Source organism: Bacillus sp. CECT 9360 (genome assembly GCF_918741275.1).
Taxonomy (GTDB): Bacteria; Bacillota; Bacilli; order Bacillales; family DSM-1321; genus Peribacillus.
The window spans coordinates 15,276-38,702 of the sequence record NZ_CAKKNA010000023.1 but is presented as its reverse complement, the minus strand read 5'-3'; the positions used below and the strand labels follow the sequence as shown (position 1 = coordinate 38,702).

The window sequence follows — 23,427 nt, the reverse complement described above, 5'->3', positions numbered from 1 at the left end:
CCTTTATATGTTTGGTGACGATGGCGAAGAGGTCACACCCGTTCCCATTCCGAACACGGAAGTTAAGCTCTTCAGCGCCGATGGTAGTTGGGGGATCTCCCCCTGTGAGAGTAGGACGTCGCCAAGCTGAAATTATTTATTTAATCATACCTTCTAACGTATAAGCATAAGTTAGATATGTATGATAAACAAAAACTGAATCATTTATACCGTCGCGGGGTGGAGCAGTCTGGTAGCTCGTCGGGCTCATAACCCGAAGGTCGCAGGTTCAAATCCTGTCCCCGCAATCATGAAAAAACGAAACTTAGTTTCGTTTGAGTTTTACGACAAAAAGCGTGAAGAAGGAAAGCCTTTTAAAGTAGCTATGATTGCTTGTGTAAATAAGCTCTTACATTGGATTTTTGCCCTATCAAAAAACAAAATGACTTTCCAAGATATAGCTTAAAACCTTATCTAACTAAATAACTCAAAACCTTCCAATAAAGAGAACACGGAAGGTTATTTCTCATGCACATTTTTAGTATAGCATGAAAGATTTTACTTTTTTACTGAAAAATGTTGACAAACTATTAGCTGGTTTAGTTGAATTAGAAGAAATCCCTCTGCCTGATCAGAAGGGATCTTCAACTTGAGTACACGTTATTCATATCTAAAGGCCTGAATTGGATCAAGTCTTGCTGCCTTATTCGCAGGAAGAATGCCAAAGACAACTCCAATGATTACCGAAAATGCCAAACCCCCGAATATTACTGGAAATGAAATGAGGGTAGGAAAGTTAGTGAAATATGAAATTATATAAGCATTCCCAATTCCAAAAATTATACCGGCTACTCCCCCTAAGAAGGTGAGGGTTACCGACTCAATTAATATTTGTAGCAAAATCTTGCTTCGAGTTGCCCCAAGAGCCTTTCTAATGCCTATTTCTCGGGTTCTTTCTGTTACAGAAACCAACATGATATTCATGACACCAATTCCCCCTACAATTAGATATTGCTGCTATTCCACTTATTACAGCGGTCATGATATCGGTAATAGTAGACGCGTTTTTTGAAATCATCTCTATATTAAGAACTTTATATTTCCCTTCCACATCTTTAGAATTATTTAAGAACTTAACTGCCTTTTTACCAGCAAGATCCAGGTTTTCGCCTCCGAATGCTTGTATGGAAATCATTTGAATCTCTTCAGTACCGTATAAATAAGACCAAATACTCATTGGAACAAGAATCTTTCTTTTTTCATAATCAATTATATTTGAAGTTTTATCTTTATAAACTCCAACAATTTTTAGCGGAGTTCCCTCAACCTCTATAATTTTATTCAAGGGATTTTCGTCTTGGAATAACCGCTGCTTTAACTCTTTGGTTATGACAGCAACTTTTCTTCCTTCTAGTAAATCATTATCATCTAATAATCTACCCTGTATCAGTTCAACTGGTATTATATCGAAATACCCGTCCGTATAACTAATGACCCTGCTCTCTTGTAGATTCTCTATATTCACCTTTCGGACTTGCGTCTATAAGCTAAACGTTATTTGACATTAAATATATCAACTCACTAATGAACTGTATTACTATATTCAGTGTTTGGTCTGTTATATTTCAGATTATCTCTTTAACCTATCTTTCACAACGTTCCCAGAAATATATAATAACTATAGTTATTTCCTTAAATGTGATTTCATGGATTTTACTGGCTGCATGGAGTTAGGAATTTGCTGTAAACTAATTTATTTTTGTACTATCAGGATCATTATGGTATAATTTACCCAAAATTTAAGGAGGAATATTAAAATGGATAAGTTACAAAAAAAGGTCTTTCCATTTATTCCTATAGGGACATCTTTAATTGCCTTTACCCTTATAGTTAGTTCATCGCCAATTATAGAATGGATCACAATGATAACAGGGGTGGGAATTAATATAGTGGCTCTTTCTTTACTCCTTCATAACCAAAAGAAAAAAAGGGGTATTACAAGCTTGTAATACGTTTCACCCCGCCAATTCATGTAAAGCGTATACATTAATTATCTAAAAGCTCAACAATAAAGATAAATTTCCTACTCCCAAAAGGGTAGAAAGCTTATCTTTTTTTGTTTTAATTTAAATACTCATCATTAGCAAGGCCCTATATCTTTATGTCTAAAGTGCATCTTTCCACAGTTCCAACATAATCTAATAAAATTTCAACATGTTCATCAAATCTTTAATCTGAAACGAAACTTAGTTTCGTTTTTTTTGCTCTCTTAAAGAACATTGTTGATTTACTTATTGTAATGTCATGTAAGAACGAAATTTTTGTCATGTGAAGTTGAGTTTACTATTGCTAATGAATCAGGTTAATACGAAAAGTAATGGTTCTTAATACAGTTGATAACTTTTATCTTTAAATAAGAATATTTTGATTAAAAATTCACCTTTTAAGCTGATATAATAACAGTATCAATAAGTATAGTAAATCAAAATAAAGAATATGGAGTGATTCTCTTGTCCAATAAAGGATTAACTGTTGGGAAAAAAGTACCTGATTTTGTATTGCCGGCAACAAATAACCGCCAAATCCGTCTGTAAGATTTTCCACAACAACCCGTTATTATTACATTTCTCAGAGGAACATGGTGACCTAATTGTCGTAAACAGCTGGTTCAGCTGAATGAGTATTATGATGTGTTACAGGAAAAAGGGATTCAAATCTTAGCGATTGCAGGTCAAAACTTAAAGGCTATTCAAAATTAGGTAGATAGCGAAGGAATAAAAATCCCGATATTATCTGATGAAAAGCGATCAGTGATTAAACAGTATGAAATCTTTGTACCGATTAAATTGGGACAGTTTTCGAATTGCGATACCTAGCACATATATTTTAGATGAGCAGCATACGATCCGTTACAGCTATATTGGCGAGTCGCAATTCGATCGGCCAGCGATAGAAGATATCTTAAATATATTAGAGGAAATTCCTAGTTCAGCTCAGAATGAAGGACACAGTTCAAGTATCGATAATGACTCAACTGTTTTTTGTACAAGCGATGAAGGAAAACTTTAATGATATTGATCTATCTACTCACACGATTAAACAGAGTGTAAAAAATAACTTAACGTCTATTGGCCAATTAGAAAATGTATTTATAGACAATACAAAAGATTTATCCCAGTTTTTTTCGGTGTTTGAATTGATGGAAGAAAAAATCAGTATGTATAGTGAAACGATTCGCAAAGTGGAGGAGGTTCAGAGGAAATAAGAGATGATAATAAGCAAGCGACTGCCCATATGGCAGAAACATCAGAATTACTAAAAGAGCTTGTAGCTTTAACACAAATTGTGGGAAATATTAGATCAACAATCTCTAGCATATTAGCACAAACAAAGATTTTAGCACTCAATGCTTCCATTGAGACAGCGCGTGCAGGTGAGCAAGGAAAAGGTTTTTCAGTAGTAGCAAAAGAAGTCGGAAAGCTCGCAACAGCCTCGGATGATGCTTCTAAAAAAAATTTCAGAACAATTGGCTGAGATTAAACATAAGATTGGCTGAGATTAAACATAAGATCAATGAGAGTTTCTCATCATTCAAGGATTTTGATGGACTTATGCATGAGGTTGATTCGAAAGTGAATCAACAGAACATGGAATTAAAAAATGTCTCAGAAGAGGTCCTTACCATTCGAACGGAAAGTGAAGAGCTAGCTTTAAGCCTAAAAAACATTACAAACCAACAAGAAGGAGCGAAGCAAAAACTAAGTTTAATTAAAGGAATGGAAGATGCGATTTCAACAGAAATCGAAGGCATTTATCAAGACATCTTAGAGAACAATAAACTTCTCTTAGAATTAGATAAAAGAACGAATTGAGAAAGTAAGGACAAATAGTCAATACCGACAAAAAAACGGTGAAAGATAAGAATTATAAAAGACGCTTGATCTAATGATCCAAGCGTCTTTAATCTGCAACCGACATAATGTCATCATTTAAAATGAGCAGTAACATGAAAATTCTCTTTAGTGTCGATTTTATACTCCATTCTAAAAAGCACTGATTAGTTCTAATGGCAACTTATTCATTTTACCTATAATTCCTTCTTCTAATGATGGATTTTTTATCAATAAGCTCTACGGAAAGGCTGGAAAAATGCTCCTTTTACTTTTAGTTGAAACAAGATTAACGTTTAACAGAGCCTTGTTTTTTAGAACCCAATCTAGAGTATTTGTTTCTTTAGATGAAAAAAGGTAAACTAACTATAAGTTTAGGTCTCTAAGGTTGAATCCTAAGGTTTTTTATAGCTTTGAATATAATAAAGTAAAAGGTGAAGAATGTATGCAGCAGCAATTCGAGTTCATCTCAAACAGTGAAGAAGAGACGGCGCAATTTGCGGAAAATCTGGCCGCTAAACTTTCATCAGGGGACGTTCTTGCTTTAGAGGGAGATTTAGGGGCAGGGAAAACGGCTTTTACAAAAGGGATTGCCTCAGGCCTGGGAGTCACAAGAACGGTAAACAGCCCCACCTTTACCATTATTAAAGAATATCATGGCCGAATTCCGCTGTATCATATGGATGTTTATCGTGTGAGTGATGCCGGAGAGGATTTGGGCTTTGAAGAATACTTTGAAGGTGAAGGCGTGACAGTAGTTGAATGGGCTCATTTGATAAAGGACCAGCTTCCAGAGGATCTCTTAGTAATCTCTATTTTTCGTAAGGGCGAGACAAGCAGGCGTCTTGTTCTTGAACCTCGGGGTGAAAGATATACGAGTTTATGCAAGGAGATTGTTTCATGAAAACATTAGCGATTGACACGTCCAATTTTGCTTTAGGCATAGCCTTAGCTGAAGAGCAAAACGTGGTGGGCGAATATATAACAAATATAAAGAAAAACCATTCGTTACGAGTGATGCCCGCGATTGAAACGTTGTTGAGGGATTGCGAGATAAAACCAGCCGAACTTGAAAAAATTGTCGTCGCCAGAGGCCCAGGCTCCTATACCGGTGTCCGAATCGGCGTGACCATTGCCAAAACGCTGGCATGGTCACTAAAAATCCCGATAGTTGGTATTTCGAGCTTAGAGGTTTTAGCGGCAAATGGCCGTTATTTTCCTGGACTCATTTCGCCGATATTTGATGCTAGAAGAGGGCAGGTTTACACAGGATTATATGAATTTAACGACAATATTCTTCAATCGGTTACCGAAGACACTAATATCTTAGCTTCAGATTGGGCTGAAAAGCTAAAGGAACATAATCGGCCGGTTATATTTATAGGCAGTGATGCTAATCTGCATAAAGAAACTTTACAAGGGATACTAGGCGATTTGGCTTTTTTCGGGTCAGTAGCCTTAGATAATCCGAGACCAGGTGAACTTGCTTTATTGGGGATGCACAAGGAAGAAGAGGAAGTTCATCAATTCGTGCCGAACTATGTCCGTTTGGCAGAGGCCGAGGCCAAATGGTTGGAGCAGCAAGGGAGATAACAGCATAATCTAAATTATAATAAGATAAAGGAAGAGTCCGATTGCGATGAGTAAAACGATGACATTTCGGTTCATGAGAGAAGAGGATATCGACCAGGTAATGATTGTCGAAAGACAGTCATTTACTTTACCATGGAGCAGGGAAGCGTTTTATAATGAGCTATATCATAACCAGTTTGCCAAATATCTCGTAGTCGAGGATGAGGGGAAAATTGCCGGGTATTGCGGAGCATGGATTGTAATCGATGAAGCACATATTACGAATATCGCAGTTTTACCCGAATATAGAGGAAAAAAACTGGGCGAGGCTTTGTTGTTGAAAATGATGGAACTGTCTAAGAGCATGGGAGTAATGAGAATGACACTTGAAGTGAGAGTGAGTAATGTAGTGGCTCAATCGCTATATAAGAAGCTCGGGTTTCAAAAAGGCGGCATTCGCAGAAATTATTATACAGACAATTTAGAAGATGCTTATGTAATGTGGGTGAATATATAGTGATAAAAGATCAGATAATCTTTGCAGTTGAGACGAGCTGCGATGAAACGGCAGCAGCTGTCATTAGAAACGGAACGGAAATTCTAAGCAATGTAGTCGCTTCCCAAATCGAAAGCCATAAACGATTTGGCGGGGTGGTGCCGGAGATTGCATCCAGACATCATGTGGAGCAAGTGACAATCGTGTTTGAGGAAGCACTGAAAGAGGCTGGAATAATGTATGGAGATATCGATGCCATTGCCGTAACGGAAGGTCCCGGTCTTGTCGGAGCTTTGTTAATCGGGGTCAATGCGGCAAAGGCCCTTGCGTTTGCGCATAACATTCCTCTTGTAGGAGTCCATCATATTGCCGGACATATTTATGCCAATCGACTTGTTAGGGAGATGAAGTTCCCTTCGTTATCATTGGTCGTATCCGGAGGACACACGGAGCTTGTTTTAATGGAGCAGCACGGGGAATTTAAAGTAATTGGTGAGACAAGGGATGACGCTGCCGGTGAGGCTTATGACAAGGTTGCGCGTACACTAAATCTTCCCTATCCGGGTGGCCCGCATATTGATCGGCTTGCCCATGAAGGTAACCCTTCTCTTAATCTTCCCCGGGCTTGGCTGGAAGAAGGATCGTATGATTTTAGCTTTAGCGGCATCAAATCAGCTGTTATCAACACGTTGCATAACGCTGAGCAGCGAGGGGAAAAAATAGAGCCTGCTGATCTTGCGGCGAGCTTCCAGGAAAGTGTAATAGAAGTGCTTGTGACGAAGACGATTCAGGCTGCGAAGGAGCATAACGTCAAACAAGTACTACTCGCCGGGGGTGTCGCGGCTAATAAAGGGCTGCGGGCAGAGTTAGCAAGGACTTTTAACGAAGGATTACCAGAAATAGAACTCGTCATCCCGCCGCTATCTCTATGTACGGATAATGCAGCAATGATAGGGGCAGCTGGCAGCGTTTTATTTCAAAAAGGCAAAAGGTCCGATTTAGCCCTTAATGGTAACCCGGGATTGGATATAGAACAATCGTTCATGTAGTCTGTTCTGAGGAACAGGCTTTTTCTGTGGATAACTCCGAATACATACCCTACTTTCCCGTGGTTAAACATCTATTTCTGTGGATAATTGTCGATTAATCTGTGGATTATGTGGAAAAGTGTAATTTTTATTGTTAATATAACCACTATTATGTGAATAAACATGTGGATAACTTTCTAATAACTTTATAAAAAAAGTGGAGCTAATTTGAGGCTCCACTTCCAATCAAATCAGTCTTCCAATTCAGCCCATTCTTCTATTAATAAGTCAAGACTACCCTGAGCTTTTTCTAATTTATTTTGGATATCTAACACCTTTTCATGATCTTGGAAAATATCAGGATTGATAAGAGTTTCATTATATTCCTGAATCTCATTTTCAAGCTTCTCCATTGATTGTTCGACTTCTTCTAATCTGCGTTTTCGTTGCCGCTCCAGTTTCTTGGCTTCCTTATCTATCTTATGGCTTGTTTTTTCACCAATCTGTACGGTCTGGGGATTTTTTGAAGCAGATTCCTCAAGCTTTTTTATTTCTGCTTGTTCTTGTTTTTTTTCCAAGAAGTAATCGTAATCACCCAAAAATTCTTCGCTGCTGTTTTTTGATAGCTCAATCACTTTGGTGGCGATGCGATTGATGAAGTATCGATCGTGAGAGACGAATAGAATCGTTCCGGGATAATCAATCAGTGCATTTTCGAGAACGATTTTGCTATCCAAATCAAGATGGTTGGTAGGCTCGTCCAATATTAACAGGTTCCCCTTTTCCATCATCATTTTTGCGAGGGCAAGGCGGGCCTTCTCACCACCACTCAAGGTTGATACGGTTTTTAATACATCGTCGCCGGAAAACAAGAAATTACCTAAAATCGTACGGATTTCCTTTTCGGGTTTAAGGGGATGCTCGTCCCACAGTTCATTTAGCACTCGTTTATTGGACATGAGTTCTGCCTGTTCCTGATCGTAATAGCTTACTTGGACATTTGTACCGAAACGAAACTCTCCCTTTATCTGGGGCAGTTTTCCGATCATCGTTTTTAGGAGCGTCGATTTGCCTACTCCATTTGGTCCAACCAAGGCAATGCTTTCTCCTTTTGTAATTCTCATCGCAATGTTATTGGATACTTTTTCATTATCATAGCCGATAGCTAAATCGGTTATGTTCAACACCTCATTGCCGCTTTGCCGTTCGATCTCAAAAGAGAATGAAGCAGATTTTTCATCCCCCTGCGGCCTGTCCATGACTTCCATTTTTTCTAACTGTTTTCTTCGGCTCTGGGCACGTTTTGTCGTTGAAGCTCTCGTGATATTTTTTTGGACGAAATCCCGGAGTTTTTCCATTTCACCCTGTTGCTTTTCATATTGCTTCATTTCACGTTCAAAATCTTCGGCTTTTTTCATTAAATAAGCGCTATAGTTGCCGTAGAATTTTTTGCTGGTATTCCGTGAGATTTCATAAACCTGGTTGACTACTTTATCAAGAAAGTATCGATCATGCGAAACAATTAATACCGCACCGTGGTAGCCCTGGAGATATTGTTCCAGCCAAGAAAGGGTATCGATATCCAAATGGTTCGTTGGCTCATCCAGAATGAGGATATCTGGTTTTTTTAGAAGCAATTTGCCGAGGGCGAGCCTGGTTTTCTGTCCGCCGCTTAATGTCGAAATGGGAGTTGACACATCGTAACCTGCAAATTGAAGACCATGGAGGACAGAGCGGATATCCGCTTCGTATTGATATCCACCCTGGTCCTTGAATGCAATCTGCCGTTCATCATATTCTCTCAATACCTTTTGATACAAAACGTCGTTCTGGAATATATCTGGTTTTGCCATCTTTTCTTCAAGACTTCTTAATTCCTTTTCCTGCGCAAGTAAGCCGGTGAACACGGTCAGCATTTCATCCCATATCGACAAATTGGATTCAAGTCCCGTATCCTGCGCTAGGTAGCCGATTGATACATCCTTAGGCCGAATCATTTCCCCATCGTCATAGGAAAGCTGCCCAGCGATGATTTTGAGTAAGGTTGACTTACCGGCACCATTCCGGCCCACTAAGGCAATTCTATCTCTATTCTGTACTTCGAGCTTCATATTGGACAAAATAAGCTCAGCACCATAATATTTTGTTAATTGATTTATTTGCAACAAAATCATTGTTATCACCTCAGGTTGCGATATAGTTAGTGTACCGTAAACGCGAAGTTATCGCCAATAGAGGGGCTTATGTGAGAAGGTCAACAATCCAGCTTACAAACAGCAAAAAATAGTGTATCATCAATTAGTGAGGTGTTTAATCATGGCAGAATTTACGCATTTTAACGAACAAGGTAGAGCGAAGATGGTCGATGTGAGCCACAAGCCCGAAACGGTTCGGACTGCCACTGCGCAATCAAGTATAATGTTGAATGACGAAATATACGAAAAGATTACAATGAATACGATGAAAAAGGGAGATGTTCTGGCCGTTGCTCAGGTTGCAGGTATCATGGCGAGCAAGAATACTTCTACGATCATTCCGATGTGCCATCCCATCCCGCTCTCAGGGGTTAATATTTCTTTCAAATGGGAAAAGGAAGAAAGCGGCCATAAATTGGTCATTGCTGTAACAGCGAAAACAAAAGGCAGTACGGGTGTTGAAATGGAAGCGTTAACAGCAGCCAGCGTGACAGCATTAACCGTCTACGATATGTGCAAAGCCGTTGATAAAGGAATGGTCATCGGTCCTACCTATCTGCTTGAAAAAACGGGAGGAGTATCCAGCCCGGACTATAAACGACAAATTAATGAAATTGAATAACTAACCATGCGAGGAAGCATGCTTGAAAGCGGGGGAGAAAAATGAATCAGGAACATGTTAAAATTCCGCAAGCTACTGCAAAAAGGCTGCCGCTATATTATCGGTTTTTAAAAAATCTTCATTCATCCGGAAAACAAAGGGTTTCTTCTGCTGAGTTGAGCGAAGCGGTGAAAGTTGATTCAGCGACGATCAGAAGGGATTTTTCCTACTTCGGTGCACTTGGCAAGAAGGGATATGGCTATAATGTAAATTATCTGCTGACCTTCTTCAGAAAGACGCTTGACCAGGATGAATTGACAAAAGTAGCCTTGATCGGCGTCGGTAACTTAGGAACTGCATTTTTACATTATAATTTTTTGAAAAATAATAATACCAAAATTGAGATGGCATTCGACGTTGACGAAAACAAAGTCGGAAAAGAAATAAGCGATGTGCCTGTCTATCATATGGATGAAATCGAAACGAGGCTGCAAGCGGAAAACGTGTCGGTCGCGATACTGACTGTGCCTGCCCCTGTTGCCCAGCAGATAACAGACGGATTGGTTCAGGCTGATATAAAAGGCATTCTTAACTTCACACCGGCAAGGCTCACGGTTCCGTCATCTATACGGATTCATCATATCGATCTAGCTGTTGAGCTTCAATCATTGATTTACTTTTTGAAGCATTATCCGGTTGCCGAAGAAGAGATCGAACCGGCAGAGAAATGAACCCTAAACAAAACGCTGCCTTTCGGAAAGGGCAGCGTTTTTCTTACTTCTTATTATTTTGGGAGGCCTTAATTTTGAAGTGAAGCATGATCATCCGAATTCCCGAACCGAAATCAAGCGTGGCGAGGAGAACAAAAAGATAGGAGAAAAATCCCCAGCCAGACTCGGATACATTCCGGGTCGCAAAAATAATAAAGAGAGTACCTAATATGATGTAAAGTAATCCTGCTGTTAAAGGTGAACGTCTTAACATAGTAAACCTCCGATAAAGCCTTGTACGTTTTCCATTTCCTTCAGCATCCCATCTATTTTATCCCGATAAACTAATTGAATAATCACGACTAATGTATTCATGGCCACATGGGCGAAAATAGGGACGATAATCCGCTTTGTTTTTACATATAAAAAAGCAAAGGTAAAACCCATGGCAGAATATAAGATGATATGAACCAATTCGAAATGAGCAAGACCGAAAATAATGGAACTAATCAAGGCTGAAATAAAGAAATTGAAACGCCTATAAAGAGACCCGAAAATGATTTTTCGGAAGATGATTTCCTCTAATATCGGTCCGATAACCGAGCTGACGAAAATCACCAGGGGTACATGTTCGATTAGCGAGAGAATTTGCTGGGTATTTTCAGAACCGGTCTCAATTCCAAGCATATTCTCAATCGCCCCGGCAATGGATTGCGCAAACAAGGCCAGAAAAATGCCGGCAATGGCCCATCCAACCGAAGAAGGAATCGATGCTTGATTCCGGGCATCTATATTTTCTTTCATATCCTTTCGCATGAAAAAAAGGACGAGAACGAGGGCTATAAAAAAACTGAAGATAATCCAATATCCTCCTGATCTAACCAGGTCGGGAGGGTAACCCAAAGCCATCCTCGCGCCCTCTAGAATGGGCACCCCGATGATGGTGGATAATTGCATGACGATATAGGTTATGATGACAAACCAATACTCTCTTCTCAAATTATTATTTCCCCTCTAATGAATTGTTTGCGTACCCAATTGGCCATAATAGATACGTTGCTTTTAAAAGCGTATCAAAAAATAAAAAAGAACTCCACTATATGAACTGTAGGCACTCCTTTTTGAATATATGGCGATAATAAGCTATCACGCTATAGTATTCCCTTTCAACGTTTAAAATTAATGAGAAATTTTTTACCAAGATGCTTGCAATAATGGGGCGGTTTAATTTAATATAATAGTTGGTGTTAGCACTCGAGAGTGACGAGTGCTAACAAGTAAAGAGTACAATTTATCAATAGAATTTGAGGAGGTTGTTTTACTTGTTAAAACCATTAGGCGATCGAGTTGTAATTGAATTGGTTGAATCTGAGGAAAAGACGGCAAGTGGCATTGTATTGCCGGAGACTGCAAAAGAAAAGCCTCAAGAAGGCAAGATAGTAGCCGTTGGAACAGGCCGTGTGCTTGAAAATGGTGAACGTGTTGCTTTGGAGGTTGCACAAGGCGATAAAATTATCTTCTCTAAATATGCAGGTACTGAAGTGAAATATGAAGATACTGAGTACTTAATTTTGCGCGAAAGCGACATTTTAGCTGTTATCGGCTAACATCCGCACATACTTAATAGAACAAACATTATTGTAAAAACGATTGGGAGGTATTCATAAATGGCTAAAGATATTAAATTTAGTGAAGACGCTCGCCGTTCCATGCTTCGCGGTGTAGACGCTCTTGCGAACGCCGTAAAAGTAACGCTTGGACCAAAAGGACGCAACGTGGTTCTTGAAAAGAAATTCGGTTCACCGCTTATTACAAATGATGGTGTAACGATTGCAAAAGAAATCGAATTGGAAGATGCTTTCGAAAACATGGGAGCAAAACTTGTAGCTGAAGTCGCAAGCAAAACAAACGATGTTGCCGGTGACGGAACAACGACTGCAACTGTTCTTGCTCAAGCAATGATCCGTGAAGGACTTAAAAACGTGACAGCAGGCGCCAACCCAATGGGTATCCGCAAAGGGATTGAAAAGGCGGTTAAGGCAGCTGTTTTAGAATTACAAGCGATCTCTAAACCAATCGAAAGCAAAGAGTCTATCGCACAGGTTGCAGCGATTTCTTCCGCTGACGAAGAAGTGGGCCAATTGATTGCTGAAGCGATGGAACGTGTTGGCAACGACGGCGTTATCACAATCGAAGAATCCAAAGGCTTCACAACTGAGCTTGATGTAGTAGAAGGTATGCAATTTGATCGTGGATATGCATCTCCATACATGGTAACTGATTCTGATAAAATGGAAGCTGTCTTAGAAAATCCATATATCTTAATCACAGACAAGAAGATTGCAAGCATCCAGGAAATCCTTCCTGTCCTAGAACAAGTCGTTCAACAAGGCAAGCCGCTATTGATAATCGCTGAGGATGTGGAAGGGGAAGCATTGGCTACTCTTGTTGTGAATAAACTTCGCGGAACTTTCAACGCAGTTGCTGTTAAAGCTCCTGGCTTCGGTGACCGCCGTAAAGCGATGCTTGAAGATATCGCTGCCCTAACTGGTGGTGAAGTAATCACGGAAGAAATAGGCCTTGACCTTAAATCCGCAACAATCGAATCTTTAGGCCGCGCTTCTAAAATCGTTGTATCAAAAGAAAACACAACAATCGTTGAAGGTGCAGGCGAGTCTGCTAACATCCAGGCACGCGTAAGCCAAATCCGCGTTCAATTAGAAGAAACTACTTCTGAATTTGACCGTGAAAAATTACAAGAACGCCTTGCTAAGTTAGCTGGCGGAGTAGCAGTCATCAAAGTTGGTGCTGCAACTGAAACAGAATTAAAAGAACGTAAGCTACGTATCGAAGACGCATTGAACTCTACCCGTGCGGCAGTTGAAGAAGGAATCGTTGCCGGCGGTGGTACTGCACTTCTTAACGTATACAATAAAGTAGCTGATATCCAGGCTGAAGGCGACGAAGCTACAGGCGTGAACATCGTATTGCGTGCAATCGAAGAGCCTGTCCGCCAAATCGCTCACAACGCGGGCCTTGAAGGATCTGTAATCGTTGAACGCCTTAAGCACGAAGAAGTCGGAACTGGTTTCAACGCTGCTAATGGCGAATGGGTAAACATGATCGAAGCTGGTATCGTGGACCCAACAAAAGTAACGCGTTACGCACTTCAAAACGCTGGATCTGTAGCGGCTATGTTCTTAACAACTGAAGCAGTTGTTGCTGACAAGCCGGAAGAAAACCCACCTGCAGGAATGCCTGATATGGGCGGCATGGGTGGAATGGGCGGCATGATGTAATAAACATCGTAAAGCCCTGATATATAAGGGTTTTTAAGTGGGTAAAAGATAAATGTTCATAGTTAGCAAAAAATGCACACTTTTTTCACAAAACCCAACTTATTAGAGAAGGTCTTTCATCAGTTTACTAAACTGGTGGGAGGCCTTTTCTTCCATATTGGATATCATATGAGCATAAAGGTTCATAGTTGTGTTTAAACCCGTATGTTCCAAACGCTATTGAATCTCCTTTACTCCTAAACCCGGTTCACTCATGAGGGATGTTTGAGTACGTCTGAATGAATGGGGAGTAATATTTTTATTGACCTGTTATTTTTAATAAACGTTTTAATCCGGTTTTCACCATTTTTCTTAATTGAGGATGTCCTTCGTTTAGAGCAAAGATCAATTGGTATTTTCATATATGGCCCTTTTTCTAAATTACTCATGGCGTTTAGCATTTTCACGAGTATTTCATCAATCCGAATGGTACGAATCGATCCAGATGTTTTCGGAGGGAGTAACTCATATTCTTTTATGTTGTTAGGATTGCATAATGTCTTAGTGACACGCAATCACCCTTTGTCGCCACACAAAATCTAAGTACAATATCCAAACAACAACGACAGATGCTTGAACAACAATATCCAAAATGGAAAAATAAAGAACTAACAGGGGTTGAATTTATGACCTTGTTGGAGCTAAAAAAGAACACCTTTTATAAAATTATTGGAGAGTATGAGAAAGCAATGTAGACACTCAAAAGAGTGTCTTTATTTTATTTAGGTGGGGCAGGGTTATAACATTTTTGGTTTGTTTATATAATGAATAATGTATAAGCACACCTACTCCTGCAATCTGACCAAAAATTGAATACATAACTGTTTTTGTTTTTATCCAAAAAACTGTTCGCATAGCAGGACATTCAAACATTCACACAACGTTGTTATATACAAATCCATGCAAGAAGGATTTAATTAATAAAATGAATAAATTATAAGGGGAATAACCCCTATCAGGTATTTGTGCAAGTTGCTCGGATTGGTTGTTCATTAAAGGTTATAAAAGGAGAGAATAAGAATGGCAAAGGAAAACAAGAATAAAGCGGGTGAAAACAAAGATAGATTTACATGGAGTGCAGGACAAGTGAAATTTATTCCACCTGAAGAGAATAAACAAAAAGCCGAACAAAAAGCAGATAAAAAAGAAAAGTAAATAAATTAGTTACCAAAAGGGATAGGCAAAAATGGGTGTAGGTTAAGTGAGGTGTGTCAATATGAACAAGAAATTTTCTCAAGAAGTTATTAATAAGTTAAAGTATTATGTTTATATTTACTCTGACCCTTTAACTGATGAAATATTTTATGTAGGAAAAGGGATGGGGAATCGGGTATTTTCGCATTTAACCGATTCTCAAGATACTGAAAAAAGCCATTTTATTAAAAATATTTTGGATAGAGGACAAGAGCCTAAAATTGAAATCCTTACCCACGGGTTGGAAGATGAGAATACAGCCTTTAAAGTTGAAGCAGCAATAATTGATTTAATCGGGAAAGAAAAATTAACCAATAAAGTTCGTGGATGGCAAAGTGGTGTTTTTGGAAGAGTCGAAGTGAATCAGTTGATTTCACATTATGAAAGAGAGCAAGTCAATATTGATGAGCCAGCCATTTTAATTCGTTTAAATCGTTTGTTTCGTTATGACATGACTGATATTGAACTTTATGATGCAACAAGAGGTGTATGGAGAATAGGGGAAAATAGAGAAAAAGTGAAGTACGCTTTCGCAGTATTTGATGGAATAGTACATGAAGTGTACAAGGTAATAGCATGGTTTCAAGCTGGTAGCACATTTAACACAAGAGGTTCTCTAGAAGATGAAAAGAACCGATGGGAATTTGTCGGTCAAAAAGCAGAAGAAACTATAAGGTCTAAATACATTAGAAAATCAGTAGAGCATTATCTTCCAAGAAATGCTCAAAATCCAATTATTTACGTAAATATCAAAGAAAATTGAGAGCAATCTTTTATTTAAGTTTGTAACACAGGCAGAATTATGTCTGCTTTTTTTCATCCATATTCATATAAAACCTGACTAAAAGTAAAAAATGGGGCATGGATTTCACCATTTCTGACTATTGACAGATTGAATTGGGTAGTAGCTGTATCACTCTTGCAAGTCATTAAAACTTAGGTGTACTCTTTTAGTTGAATGGATTTTCCTAGACTACTTTACATATTTTTCTCACTACTTTATAATTGCTATATAAACCTTATTAAGAGAAGTAGTCTATGTACTTTAGATACTTATAATACGTGATTGTGCTAATAGTTTCGCTTTTGGTTCTTAACAACTGAAGCGGTTGTTGCTGACAAGCCGGAAGAAAACCCACCTGCAGGAATGCCTGATATGGATGGAATGGGCGGCATGATGTAATAATGCCTTCAAAGCCTTGATATATGGGTTTAAGCGTTTAACATTATTTGTGTTTATGGCTTTTGCTCATTTTTGATAGAAATATTACTTGAGGTCTTTCATTAAGTTTCCGAACTTATTGGAAGCCTCTTTTTTATGTTTTTTGTCATGTTGCGTATAGGTATACCAGGGGAAAATTATCACAGAAACTATATTAATTCACAAGTTAAACGTAGTAATAATTTAGAAGTTGCAAAGTATGTTCATCCTTCCGCCGCAGTTAAGAATGCCTTTAAAAGTAGGCTAGGGGGGGCTTGGAATTGGAATTACAGCAGGCGAGAATGCATATAGTAACATTAAATCGAATGCTTCTACATCAAAGGTAATAGGAGACGCAGCAGTTGATGTTGGCCTAGGCGCTGTATCCATAGCTGGAGGTGCGGTTGCGATTGCCGCTGCCGGAACTTTTGGGTTACCTATTATAGGTTTAGTGTATAAACAATAGTGTAATATACCTAATGAACACCTGGTTTTATGTCACATCTATTAAATTAGGTCTTTTTCCTCTAGTTGTATTAGGTATAAAGAAACGATTTTTATAGTTTGATTATGAAGTACTAGTGAATATTAACTGTTTTTGTTATTTTCTTACATTATTACTGGCAAAAATTGTATCAATTATTTAGAATACAAGGTGATAATATCTTAAGGAGGAAACTTAAACATGTCTGGAAATATTCGCGTTACACCAAATGAACTACGTACGGTTGCAGGTCAATATGGCACAGAGAGTGGTAATGTTTCAGAATTGGTGAGCCGTTTAGATAATATGAGAGATCACTTAAGAAGTATTTGGGAAGGTGCGTCAAGCGATGCATTCGCTCAACAATATGAAGAACTGAAACCATCTTTCGTACAAATGTCTACATTGCTTGAAGAAGTATCACAACAATTGAACAAGTCTGCCAATATCCTAGAAGAGACAGACCAACAGATTGCGAGCCAAATTCGAGGGTAATAGAGCATAATCGAAATGAGTGTAAAGAAGGAGCGCTGCAATCTGCCGTAGATTATGGCGCTTCTTTTTTTAATGGAGTGATTATTTTGTATATTCAGGTAACGGTTGATTTGCAGCATTATACAGGCGAGGTCTTTGACCTTCAGATATCCAACTACCTTTCCATAAAAAAAGTCATTGAAATCATTTGGCAAGTAAAAAAAATTGCGGAACAGCCAAAGGATGGATATTGGATCAGGGTTCAGAATAAAGAATTTGTCTGTACCGGATATGAAACATTGCTCGACAGTGGAATTACCACCGGGGACAGGGTGGAAATATTGTAGGATGTGAGAAATTAAGATTCGTAGTCCAGTATAAGGACAAAAGGAGTACGGGAAGTAATGGAAGAGAACAAAACGTCTTATTTGGAAAAGCGAATAGAAGCCTCTATTGCGAAAGATGACGGGTATGTCTTTGTCTTTCAAAGAGCTAGATTAAAAATGCAGAATCAATTGGAATTGCAACTGCTGCAAGAGATTGATAGTGTACTCCAAAAAAAGATTGAAGTGACAGATGATGAGGTCATCATAACAATCAACCCTCCAGATTCTTTCTACAGGTTTGAACGCATTCGTAAGAAAAACAAGCTTGCCCGGTGGATTTTTGCCCACCAGCTGATTAAAAGGATTGAGAACCACAAGTTGGAAAGGTTGAATCTCATTCTTTGCCCTGAAAATATCATGTTCGATTCCAGCTTGACGCCGTACCTTCTTCATTATGGAGTGAAAGACAGCATCCCTCCTTATGAAAATGATGAGGAAAGGCTGCTACAGGAAGTCAAAGCGACAGTCCTGGCTGCTGCCGGCGGGCAGTATGGCTTTGAGCAATATTATCAATACCACCAAACCCTTAAACTATCAGATGAAGAGCAGAAAATAATGGCTGCCAATTCACTCGAAGATATTTCTGAGATTATTCAAGCGAATATCAATGAACTTGACAAACAGGAAAGAGCTTTACTACATATACCATCAAAGCAATGGAAGGTTCAGCGGTATGTTTTGCTTGGAGCAATCGTATTACTGGTTCCTGCTCTTATCTATACCTTTTATTCCCTTTTCTTTCTCCAGCCCAAGCAAGAAGCCTATGTCGATAGCGGACAAGCCTTTTTGGATGAGAAGTATAGTGAAGTTATTAACCTGCTAGAGAATTATGACCCAGAAGATATGCCTTATGTAGTGCAATATGAGCTAGCTTCATCCTATATCGTTAATGAACCACTGACAGATGAACAAAGAAAAACCATTGAAAATGAGGTTACGCTTCAAACAGACAGTCAGTACCTTCTTTATTGGATTTATGTAGGGCGCGGAATGAATGAGGAAGCAATCGACATTGCCAGGGGTCTTGAGCATAAGGATTTAATCGTATATGGATTAATAAACTATGTGAAAGAGATTAGATCTGATGATTCACGGTCCGGGGAAGAAAAAGAACAAGAATTGCAAAAGGTTGAGGAAGAAATAGACGAATATGAGAGAGAACGTGAGGAAATGAACAAGCGAACTGACGAAGAGCAGCAGAACCAAAGTTCAACAACAGATGGCCAGAGTACTCAGGAACAAATGCAAAGCCCAAATAACGTAATCGAAAACAAACCGCAGCTGCCAGCCTCTTCGAAAGCCCCATCTGATCTGCCAAAGACAGAAGCAAATGAAAAGGCAAAAGATGAACAGTAGGGCGCAGAGTAAAGAGATGATGAAGGCAGATTGTAGGAGATGATTCTATGAATGTATTATGGATTTTTTATAACCAAACGTATCAACAATACACAATGAGAGACAGCGAGCCGGGTACCATTTCGATTGGCAACGGTCAAAACCATTCAATTACGGTCGGTTCGTTATCGTTCAAAAATGGCTTTGTTGAGGTAAGGAAGCAAGAAGGATCTGAAGAATATCTTATATATGATGGAGAAGAAAGAATAGGGATTCTTGAAAAAAACAAACCGTTATCTTTGAATTTAGGCAATGAATTATTTACAATCTTTCTCTCTTCCGGACTTTTGCAAGAACATACCTACTATGTCGGAAACCGTCAAGAAATCACATGTTCATGTGAGGATGGAGCTACCATTCAAAAGGAAGCGCCGTCTGGGCTGCAAAATTGGAGAGGCGATTTCTCTCTGATTAGACAAAATGATACATGGACCCTGGAAGCAAAAGGAGAAAGCCGCGTTTATATAAATGGAGAGCAAATGAATCAAACTGCAAGCCTGCGTAACGGAGATATTGTATGCTGGCCTTTCATGATGCTTTCATTTATGGAAGATGACTTGCTTGTTGTGAGGAGCTTGGAATCCTATAAGACTTCATTGATTGAAACACTGCCTCCAATATCAGAAATGAAGAAAAATTATCCACTTTATCGCAGAACACCGAGGATGATTTACGAACTTCCTGATGAAAAAGTTACTATTTCCTTTCCTAGCCAGGAAAATGACGATAACCAGCGGGGGATATGGTTGATTATTCTGCCGCCGCTAGTAATGCTGCTTGTAATGGGGATCGTAGCGATCATCCAGCCAAGAGGCATATTCATTCTCGTATCGCTAGTGATGTTCCTGACAACGATGGTTACATCTACCGTTCAATATTTTAAAGATAAAAAGAACAGAAAGTACCGTCAGGAGAGAAGGCATCGTGTATATACGGCATACCTTGAACAAAAACGGGAGGAACTTCAGGAATTATCTGATAAACAAAAGCAGGTGTTACATTACCATTACCCTTCTTTCGAACAAATGAAAAGCTTAGCGGCCATCATTAGTGATCGGATATGGGAGCGCACAATGGAGAGCGAGGACTTCCTGCATTTTCGTATCGGCAGGGCCGACCTCCCGGCACACTATGAGGTAGCGGCAAGCAGCAGTGATATGTCCAACCGCGAAATTGATGATTTGCTTGAGCAATCACAAGAACTCGTAAACATTTATAGTACTGTCGAAAGCGTTCCGCAGACAGTGGATTTATCAAGCGGCGCCATTGGGCTTGTCGGGAAAGAATCGATCGTGAAGAATGAGCTGCAGCAGGTAGTTGGCCAGCTTGCCTTTTTCCATAGCTACCATGATGTCCGCTTTATCGCTATCTTTAATGAAGCTGACTATAAGGAATGGGAATGGATGAAGTGGCTTCCGCATTTCCAAATGCCGCATTCATATGCAAAAGGTTTGGTCTATAATGAGCAGACGCGCGATCAACTGCTGTCCTCGATTTACCAGACATTGAAGGATCGGGAACTGGATGAAGCCAAAGGAAAAGTCAGATTTTCACCGCATTTTATATTTATTATCTCTGACCATAGCTTAATTTCAGAGCACGTGATTATGGAGTATTTAGAAGGAAAAGAAGAACAAATCGGAATTTCGTCTATTTTTGCTACGGATACAAAAGAAAGTTTAACGGAAAATATTCACACACTTGTACGATATATCAATGAACGAGAAGGTGAAATTTTAATTCAGGACAGGAAAGCCGTGCATACTTCCTTTTCTCTGGATAGCCACTCGAAGGAAGGGAATGAACGTTATTCCCGACTGCTTAGATCGCTGGATCATCAAAAAGGAATGAATAATTCGATTCCTGATATGGTATCTTTTTTACAGCTTCACGACGCGCGAGAAGTGGAAGAGCTGTCGATCGATCGCAATTGGATGAATAATAAGTCTTCTGAGTCACTGGCGGTACCGATTGGCCTGAAAGGAAGAAAGGATATCGTAGAGCTCAATCTGCATGAAAAAGCTCACGGCCCGCATGGATTGCTTGCCGGGACAACCGGTTCCGGTAAAAGTGAATTGCTGCAGACGTATATCCTGTCTCTTGCTGTGCATTTTCACCCGCATGAGGTTGCTTTTCTATTAATTGATTATAAGGGTGGCGGAATGGCCCAACCGTTTAAAAATATTCCTCATCTTCTTGGTACGATTACAAACATTGAAGGAAGCAAAAACTTCAGTGCCCGGGCGCTTGCATCGATTAACAGCGAGTTAAAGAAACGCCAACGCCTGTTTGATCAATATGAAGTAAACCATATTAACGATTACACAGATTTGCATAAAGATGGCAGAGCGGAGGAACCGCTGCCTCACTTATTCTTGATTTCTGATGAATTTGCCGAGCTTAAGAATGAAGAGCCGGAGTTCATCCGGGAATTAGTGAGTGCGGCCCGTATCGGCCGAAGCCTTGGTGTCCATCTCATATTGGCGACGCAGAAACCGGGTGGGATTATCGATAACCAGATATGGAGCAATGCCAGGTTTAAGATTGCCCTAAAGGTACAAGACGCCAATGATAGCAAAGAAATCTTAAAGAACAGCGACGCAGCCAATATTACGGTTACCGGTAGAGGCTATTTACAGGTGGGTAACAATGAAGCGTATGAATTGTTTCAATCGGCGTGGAGCGGAGCCCCGTATATGGAGGATACGTTCGGTGCCGAAGATGAAATTGCGATCGTAACCGATCTGGGTCTCGTCCAGATTTCCAATGTGACGGCTCAAACAGTTGGGAAGAAGAAAGAAAAACAGACAGAAATTGATGCAGTGGTTCAAGAAATTGTGAAAGTGCAGAACGATTTGTCGATTCCGAAGCTGAAAAGTCCGTGGCTTCCCCCGCTTAAGGAGCGGTTATCGAGAATGGAAGCAATCAGCGGCCGCAAAGAACTTTACTATATCGGCTTAAAGGATGAACCTGAAAAACAGAGCCAATCCCATTATGTATATAACTGGATTGAAGATGGAAATATCGGGATTTTTGGCTCTTCTGGTTACGGCAAATCATCAACAGTGATGACGCTTTTATTACATTTCGCCGAGCAGCACAGTCCTGATGAGCTTCATTATTACCTGTTTGATTTTGGAAACAGTGCATTGCTGCCGCTCAGACAGCTGGCCCATACAGGAGACTATTTCCGTTTTGACGAACATCGCAAGATAGAGAAGTTCATCAGTTTTCTAAAGGTAGAGATTGAGAGGCGAAAACAGCTTTTCACCGAAAAAGAACTGAGCACGATCAAACTATATAATTCCCTGAGCGAAGATAAATTGCCAATTATTTTCATCGCAATCGATAACTTTGACCTCGTAAAGGAAGAGTTGCAGGATATCGAATCGCAATTCACGCAATTTGCGCGCGATGGCCAAGCGCTCGGGATATTTATGATCTTTACGGCCACAAGAATAAACGCCATGCGCCAGCCGCTAATGAATAATCTCAAGACAAAAATTATCCATTATTTAATGGATAGCTCAGAAAGTTATTCGATTCTAGGACGAACTCCTTTTGATAATGAACCTGTACCGGGGAGGGCGCTTATTAAAAAGGATGAAACCTATTTGGCCCAGATTTACCTGCCGGCTGATGGTGATGATGATATTGCTGTATTGGAAAACGTAAAAAAACAAGTGGCAAGCCTAAATGAATTGTATCAAGGAGTGAAAAAGCCTGCGGCGATACCAATGCTTCCGGCACGTCTCGATATGCCAGGCTTTAAGCAATACATTGCTCAAGACTATGGAGCTCATCTGATGCCGATCGGGCTGGAGGAAGAGAGTGTATTACCTGTTTCCATAGATATAAGAGCAAACCCTCACGTCGTTGTCTTGGGACAATCCCGTAAAGGGAAAACCAATGTCCTAAAAGTGATGCTCGATTCTCTTTTAGCACAGCAAATTGGAGAAATAGGAATCTACGACGCGGTTGATCGCGGACTGTCGTCATATGCAGCCAGGGAAAATGTGAAATATGTCGAGACAAAAGAACAGATCAACGAATGGCTTGACCACATTTCCAGCATTTTTGAAGAAAGAGAGAAGGATTATTTGCAATCGATTGAACGTAGTCAAATCAAGCAGAATCCTTACGAGCCAATTCTTTTTGTCCTCGACAGCATTTCCAGATTTCAGCAAAGTGCAGACGGGAAAATCCAGGATCGACTGACTATGCTTCTTAAGCAATACAGCCATTTGGGCTTTAGCTTAATTGTTGCCGGGAATGCAAATGAGTTTATGAAAGGATTCGATTCCTTTACCAATGAGGTAAAGCAGATCAGGCAGGCTGTCTTGCTCATGAAGAAATCGGAACAGAGTTTGTTTACTCTACCGTATTCACGAAATGAAGAGGAGATCCAGCCGGGCTATGGTTACTATGTCCAGGGCGGCAAAGAAAGCAAGATTCAAATTCCACTTAATGATTAAAGAAAGAGG

23 protein-coding genes, 1 tRNA gene, 1 rRNA gene and 1 pseudogene are annotated in these 23,427 nt (G+C 39.7%); 21 read left to right on the top strand and 5 right to left on the bottom strand.

What is annotated here, in order from left to right:
- Positions 1–10: 10 nt before the first annotated feature.
- Positions 11–127 (top strand): 5S ribosomal RNA (rrf, locus tag LQ216_RS19730).
- Positions 128–213: 86 nt separating this feature from the next.
- Positions 214–287, top strand: a tRNA-Met gene (locus LQ216_RS19725).
- A 352-nt stretch (positions 288–639) separates the two neighbouring features.
- On the opposite strand, the gene LQ216_RS19720 is transcribed toward LQ216_RS19725, so the two are convergent.
- On the bottom strand, positions 640–963 hold the full coding sequence (locus LQ216_RS19720) for an FtsX-like permease family protein (RefSeq protein ID WP_230131332.1): 324 nt from the start codon (positions 961–963) through the stop codon (positions 640–642).
- The gene (locus tag LQ216_RS19715) at positions 911–1,504 is read right to left on the bottom strand and encodes an ABC transporter permease (RefSeq protein ID WP_230131331.1); all 594 of its coding nucleotides are present in this window, start codon (positions 1,502–1,504) and stop codon (positions 911–913) included. Before LQ216_RS19715 ends, LQ216_RS19720 begins: the two co-directional genes overlap by 53 nt.
- Before the next feature lie 292 nt (positions 1,505–1,796).
- On the opposite strand from LQ216_RS19715, the gene LQ216_RS19710 reads away from it, so the two are divergent.
- From LQ216_RS19710 to tsaD, 8 genes are all read left to right on the top strand, one after another.
- Positions 1,797–1,988, top strand: a complete 192-nt coding sequence (locus LQ216_RS19710) for a hypothetical protein (RefSeq protein WP_230131329.1) — start codon at positions 1,797–1,799, stop codon at positions 1,986–1,988.
- A 1,016-nt stretch (positions 1,989–3,004) separates the two neighbouring features.
- Entirely contained in the window at positions 3,005–3,244 is a 240-nt protein-coding gene (locus LQ216_RS19705; protein ID WP_230131327.1) for a hypothetical protein, read from the top strand.
- A complete protein-coding gene (locus LQ216_RS20415; protein ID WP_290369298.1) occupies positions 3,241–3,513 on the top strand; it encodes a methyl-accepting chemotaxis protein in 273 nt (90 codons plus the stop codon). The genes LQ216_RS19705 and LQ216_RS20415 overlap by 4 nt, the downstream gene beginning before the upstream one ends.
- Positions 3,514–3,611: 98 nt before the next feature.
- Positions 3,612–3,851 carry a hypothetical protein gene (locus tag LQ216_RS19695; RefSeq protein WP_230131325.1) on the top strand — a complete coding sequence of 80 codons (240 nt, stop codon included), beginning with the start codon at positions 3,612–3,614 and terminating at the stop codon, positions 3,849–3,851.
- A gap of 463 nt (positions 3,852–4,314) precedes the next feature.
- Complete coding sequence (tsaE, locus tag LQ216_RS19690; protein WP_230131323.1) at positions 4,315–4,773, top strand: tRNA (adenosine(37)-N6)-threonylcarbamoyltransferase complex ATPase subunit type 1 TsaE; 459 nt, start codon at positions 4,315–4,317, stop codon at positions 4,771–4,773.
- Positions 4,770–5,462 (top strand): tRNA (adenosine(37)-N6)-threonylcarbamoyltransferase complex dimerization subunit type 1 TsaB, encoded by a 693-nt coding sequence (tsaB, locus tag LQ216_RS19685; protein WP_230131320.1) that lies wholly within the window; start codon positions 4,770–4,772, stop codon positions 5,460–5,462. Before tsaE ends, tsaB begins: the two co-directional genes overlap by 4 nt.
- A gap of 46 nt (positions 5,463–5,508) precedes the next feature.
- Entirely contained in the window at positions 5,509–5,958 is a 450-nt protein-coding gene (gene rimI / locus LQ216_RS19680; RefSeq protein WP_230131318.1) for a ribosomal protein S18-alanine N-acetyltransferase, read from the top strand.
- The gene (gene tsaD / locus LQ216_RS19675; protein ID WP_290369297.1) at positions 5,958–6,986 is read left to right on the top strand and encodes a tRNA (adenosine(37)-N6)-threonylcarbamoyltransferase complex transferase subunit TsaD; all 1,029 of its coding nucleotides are present in this window, start codon (positions 5,958–5,960) and stop codon (positions 6,984–6,986) included. The genes rimI and tsaD overlap by 1 nt, the downstream gene beginning before the upstream one ends.
- 230 nt (positions 6,987–7,216) lie before the next feature.
- Here the strand turns inward: tsaD and LQ216_RS19670 are convergent, their stop codons facing one another.
- The gene (locus LQ216_RS19670) at positions 7,217–9,139 is read right to left on the bottom strand and encodes an ABC-F family ATP-binding cassette domain-containing protein (RefSeq protein ID WP_230131315.1); all 1,923 of its coding nucleotides are present in this window, start codon (positions 9,137–9,139) and stop codon (positions 7,217–7,219) included.
- Between the two features lie 142 nt (positions 9,140–9,281).
- Between LQ216_RS19670 and moaC the strand changes: the two genes are divergently transcribed.
- Positions 9,282–9,782, top strand: coding sequence for a cyclic pyranopterin monophosphate synthase MoaC (moaC, locus tag LQ216_RS19665; protein ID WP_230131313.1), 501 nt, complete (start codon positions 9,282–9,284; stop codon positions 9,780–9,782).
- Between the two features lie 41 nt (positions 9,783–9,823).
- Positions 9,824–10,492 carry a redox-sensing transcriptional repressor Rex gene (locus LQ216_RS19660; RefSeq protein ID WP_230131311.1) on the top strand — a complete coding sequence of 223 codons (669 nt, stop codon included), beginning with the start codon at positions 9,824–9,826 and terminating at the stop codon, positions 10,490–10,492.
- Between the two features lie 43 nt (positions 10,493–10,535).
- Here the strand turns inward: LQ216_RS19660 and LQ216_RS19655 are convergent, their stop codons facing one another.
- Both LQ216_RS19655 and LQ216_RS19650 read right to left on the bottom strand, forming a co-directional pair.
- Complete coding sequence (locus LQ216_RS19655) at positions 10,536–10,745, bottom strand: YdiK family protein (protein ID WP_230131309.1); 210 nt, start codon at positions 10,743–10,745, stop codon at positions 10,536–10,538.
- The gene (locus LQ216_RS19650) at positions 10,739–11,470 is read right to left on the bottom strand and encodes a type II CAAX endopeptidase family protein (protein WP_230131307.1); all 732 of its coding nucleotides are present in this window, start codon (positions 11,468–11,470) and stop codon (positions 10,739–10,741) included. Before LQ216_RS19650 ends, LQ216_RS19655 begins: the two co-directional genes overlap by 7 nt.
- Before the next feature lie 323 nt (positions 11,471–11,793).
- Between LQ216_RS19650 and groES the strand changes: the two genes are divergently transcribed.
- From groES to essC, 9 genes and pseudogenes are all read left to right on the top strand, one after another.
- Positions 11,794–12,078 carry a co-chaperone GroES gene (groES, locus tag LQ216_RS19645; RefSeq protein WP_230131305.1) on the top strand — a complete coding sequence of 95 codons (285 nt, stop codon included), beginning with the start codon at positions 11,794–11,796 and terminating at the stop codon, positions 12,076–12,078.
- Positions 12,079–12,138: 60 nt separating this feature from the next.
- The gene (gene groL, locus LQ216_RS19640; RefSeq protein WP_230131304.1) at positions 12,139–13,770 is read left to right on the top strand and encodes a chaperonin GroEL; all 1,632 of its coding nucleotides are present in this window, start codon (positions 12,139–12,141) and stop codon (positions 13,768–13,770) included.
- A gap of 575 nt (positions 13,771–14,345) precedes the next feature.
- Positions 14,346–14,504 (top strand): annotated as a pseudogene (locus LQ216_RS19635) (recombinase family protein); the annotation flags it as partial.
- Positions 14,505–14,829: 325 nt separating this feature from the next.
- Entirely contained in the window at positions 14,830–14,964 is a 135-nt protein-coding gene (locus LQ216_RS20410) for a hypothetical protein (protein WP_290369296.1), read from the top strand.
- 61 nt (positions 14,965–15,025) lie between these two features.
- Positions 15,026–15,766 carry a hypothetical protein gene (locus LQ216_RS19630; RefSeq protein ID WP_230131303.1) on the top strand — a complete coding sequence of 247 codons (741 nt, stop codon included), beginning with the start codon at positions 15,026–15,028 and terminating at the stop codon, positions 15,764–15,766.
- A gap of 1,123 nt (positions 15,767–16,889) precedes the next feature.
- Complete coding sequence (locus LQ216_RS19625; RefSeq protein WP_230131302.1) at positions 16,890–17,183, top strand: WXG100 family type VII secretion target; 294 nt, start codon at positions 16,890–16,892, stop codon at positions 17,181–17,183.
- 86 nt (positions 17,184–17,269) lie between these two features.
- Positions 17,270–17,509 carry an EsaB/YukD family protein gene (locus tag LQ216_RS19620; RefSeq protein ID WP_230131301.1) on the top strand — a complete coding sequence of 80 codons (240 nt, stop codon included), beginning with the start codon at positions 17,270–17,272 and terminating at the stop codon, positions 17,507–17,509.
- Positions 17,510–17,566: 57 nt separating this feature from the next.
- Complete coding sequence (essB, locus tag LQ216_RS19615; protein WP_230131300.1) at positions 17,567–18,904, top strand: type VII secretion protein EssB; 1,338 nt, start codon at positions 17,567–17,569, stop codon at positions 18,902–18,904.
- Positions 18,905–18,951: 47 nt separating this feature from the next.
- Entirely contained in the window at positions 18,952–23,418 is a 4,467-nt protein-coding gene (essC, locus tag LQ216_RS19610; protein WP_230131299.1) for a type VII secretion protein EssC, read from the top strand.
- Positions 23,419–23,427 lie beyond the last annotated feature (9 nt).

What these genes read in the sequence shown, in the direction of transcription:
- LQ216_RS19655 (WP_230131309.1), bottom strand. Translation starts at nt 10,745, where the DNA reads ATGTTAAGACGTTCACCTTTAACAGCAGGATTACTTTACATCATATTA.
- moaC (WP_230131313.1), top strand. Translation starts at nt 9,282, where the DNA reads ATGGCAGAATTTACGCATTTTAACGAACAAGGTAGAGCGAAGATGGTC.
- LQ216_RS20410 (WP_290369296.1), top strand. Translation starts at nt 14,830, where the DNA reads ATGGCAAAGGAAAACAAGAATAAAGCGGGTGAAAACAAAGATAGATTT.
- rimI (WP_230131318.1), top strand. Translation starts at nt 5,509, where the DNA reads ATGAGTAAAACGATGACATTTCGGTTCATGAGAGAAGAGGATATCGAC.
- LQ216_RS19670 (WP_230131315.1), bottom strand. Translation starts at nt 9,139, where the DNA reads ATGATTTTGTTGCAAATAAATCAATTAACAAAATATTATGGTGCTGAG.
- groL (WP_230131304.1), top strand. Translation starts at nt 12,139, where the DNA reads ATGGCTAAAGATATTAAATTTAGTGAAGACGCTCGCCGTTCCATGCTT.
- LQ216_RS19710 (WP_230131329.1), top strand. Translation starts at nt 1,797, where the DNA reads ATGGATAAGTTACAAAAAAAGGTCTTTCCATTTATTCCTATAGGGACA.
- tsaE (WP_230131323.1), top strand. Translation starts at nt 4,315, where the DNA reads ATGCAGCAGCAATTCGAGTTCATCTCAAACAGTGAAGAAGAGACGGCG.
- LQ216_RS19630 (WP_230131303.1), top strand. Translation starts at nt 15,026, where the DNA reads ATGAACAAGAAATTTTCTCAAGAAGTTATTAATAAGTTAAAGTATTAT.
- essC (WP_230131299.1), top strand. Translation starts at nt 18,952, where the DNA reads ATGAATGTATTATGGATTTTTTATAACCAAACGTATCAACAATACACA.
- LQ216_RS19625 (WP_230131302.1), top strand. Translation starts at nt 16,890, where the DNA reads ATGTCTGGAAATATTCGCGTTACACCAAATGAACTACGTACGGTTGCA.
- LQ216_RS19720 (WP_230131332.1), bottom strand. Translation starts at nt 963, where the DNA reads ATGAATATCATGTTGGTTTCTGTAACAGAAAGAACCCGAGAAATAGGC.
- tsaB (WP_230131320.1), top strand. Translation starts at nt 4,770, where the DNA reads ATGAAAACATTAGCGATTGACACGTCCAATTTTGCTTTAGGCATAGCC.
- LQ216_RS19705 (WP_230131327.1), top strand. Translation starts at nt 3,005, where the DNA reads ATGACTCAACTGTTTTTTGTACAAGCGATGAAGGAAAACTTTAATGAT.
- essB (WP_230131300.1), top strand. Translation starts at nt 17,567, where the DNA reads ATGGAAGAGAACAAAACGTCTTATTTGGAAAAGCGAATAGAAGCCTCT.
- LQ216_RS19660 (WP_230131311.1), top strand. Translation starts at nt 9,824, where the DNA reads ATGAATCAGGAACATGTTAAAATTCCGCAAGCTACTGCAAAAAGGCTG.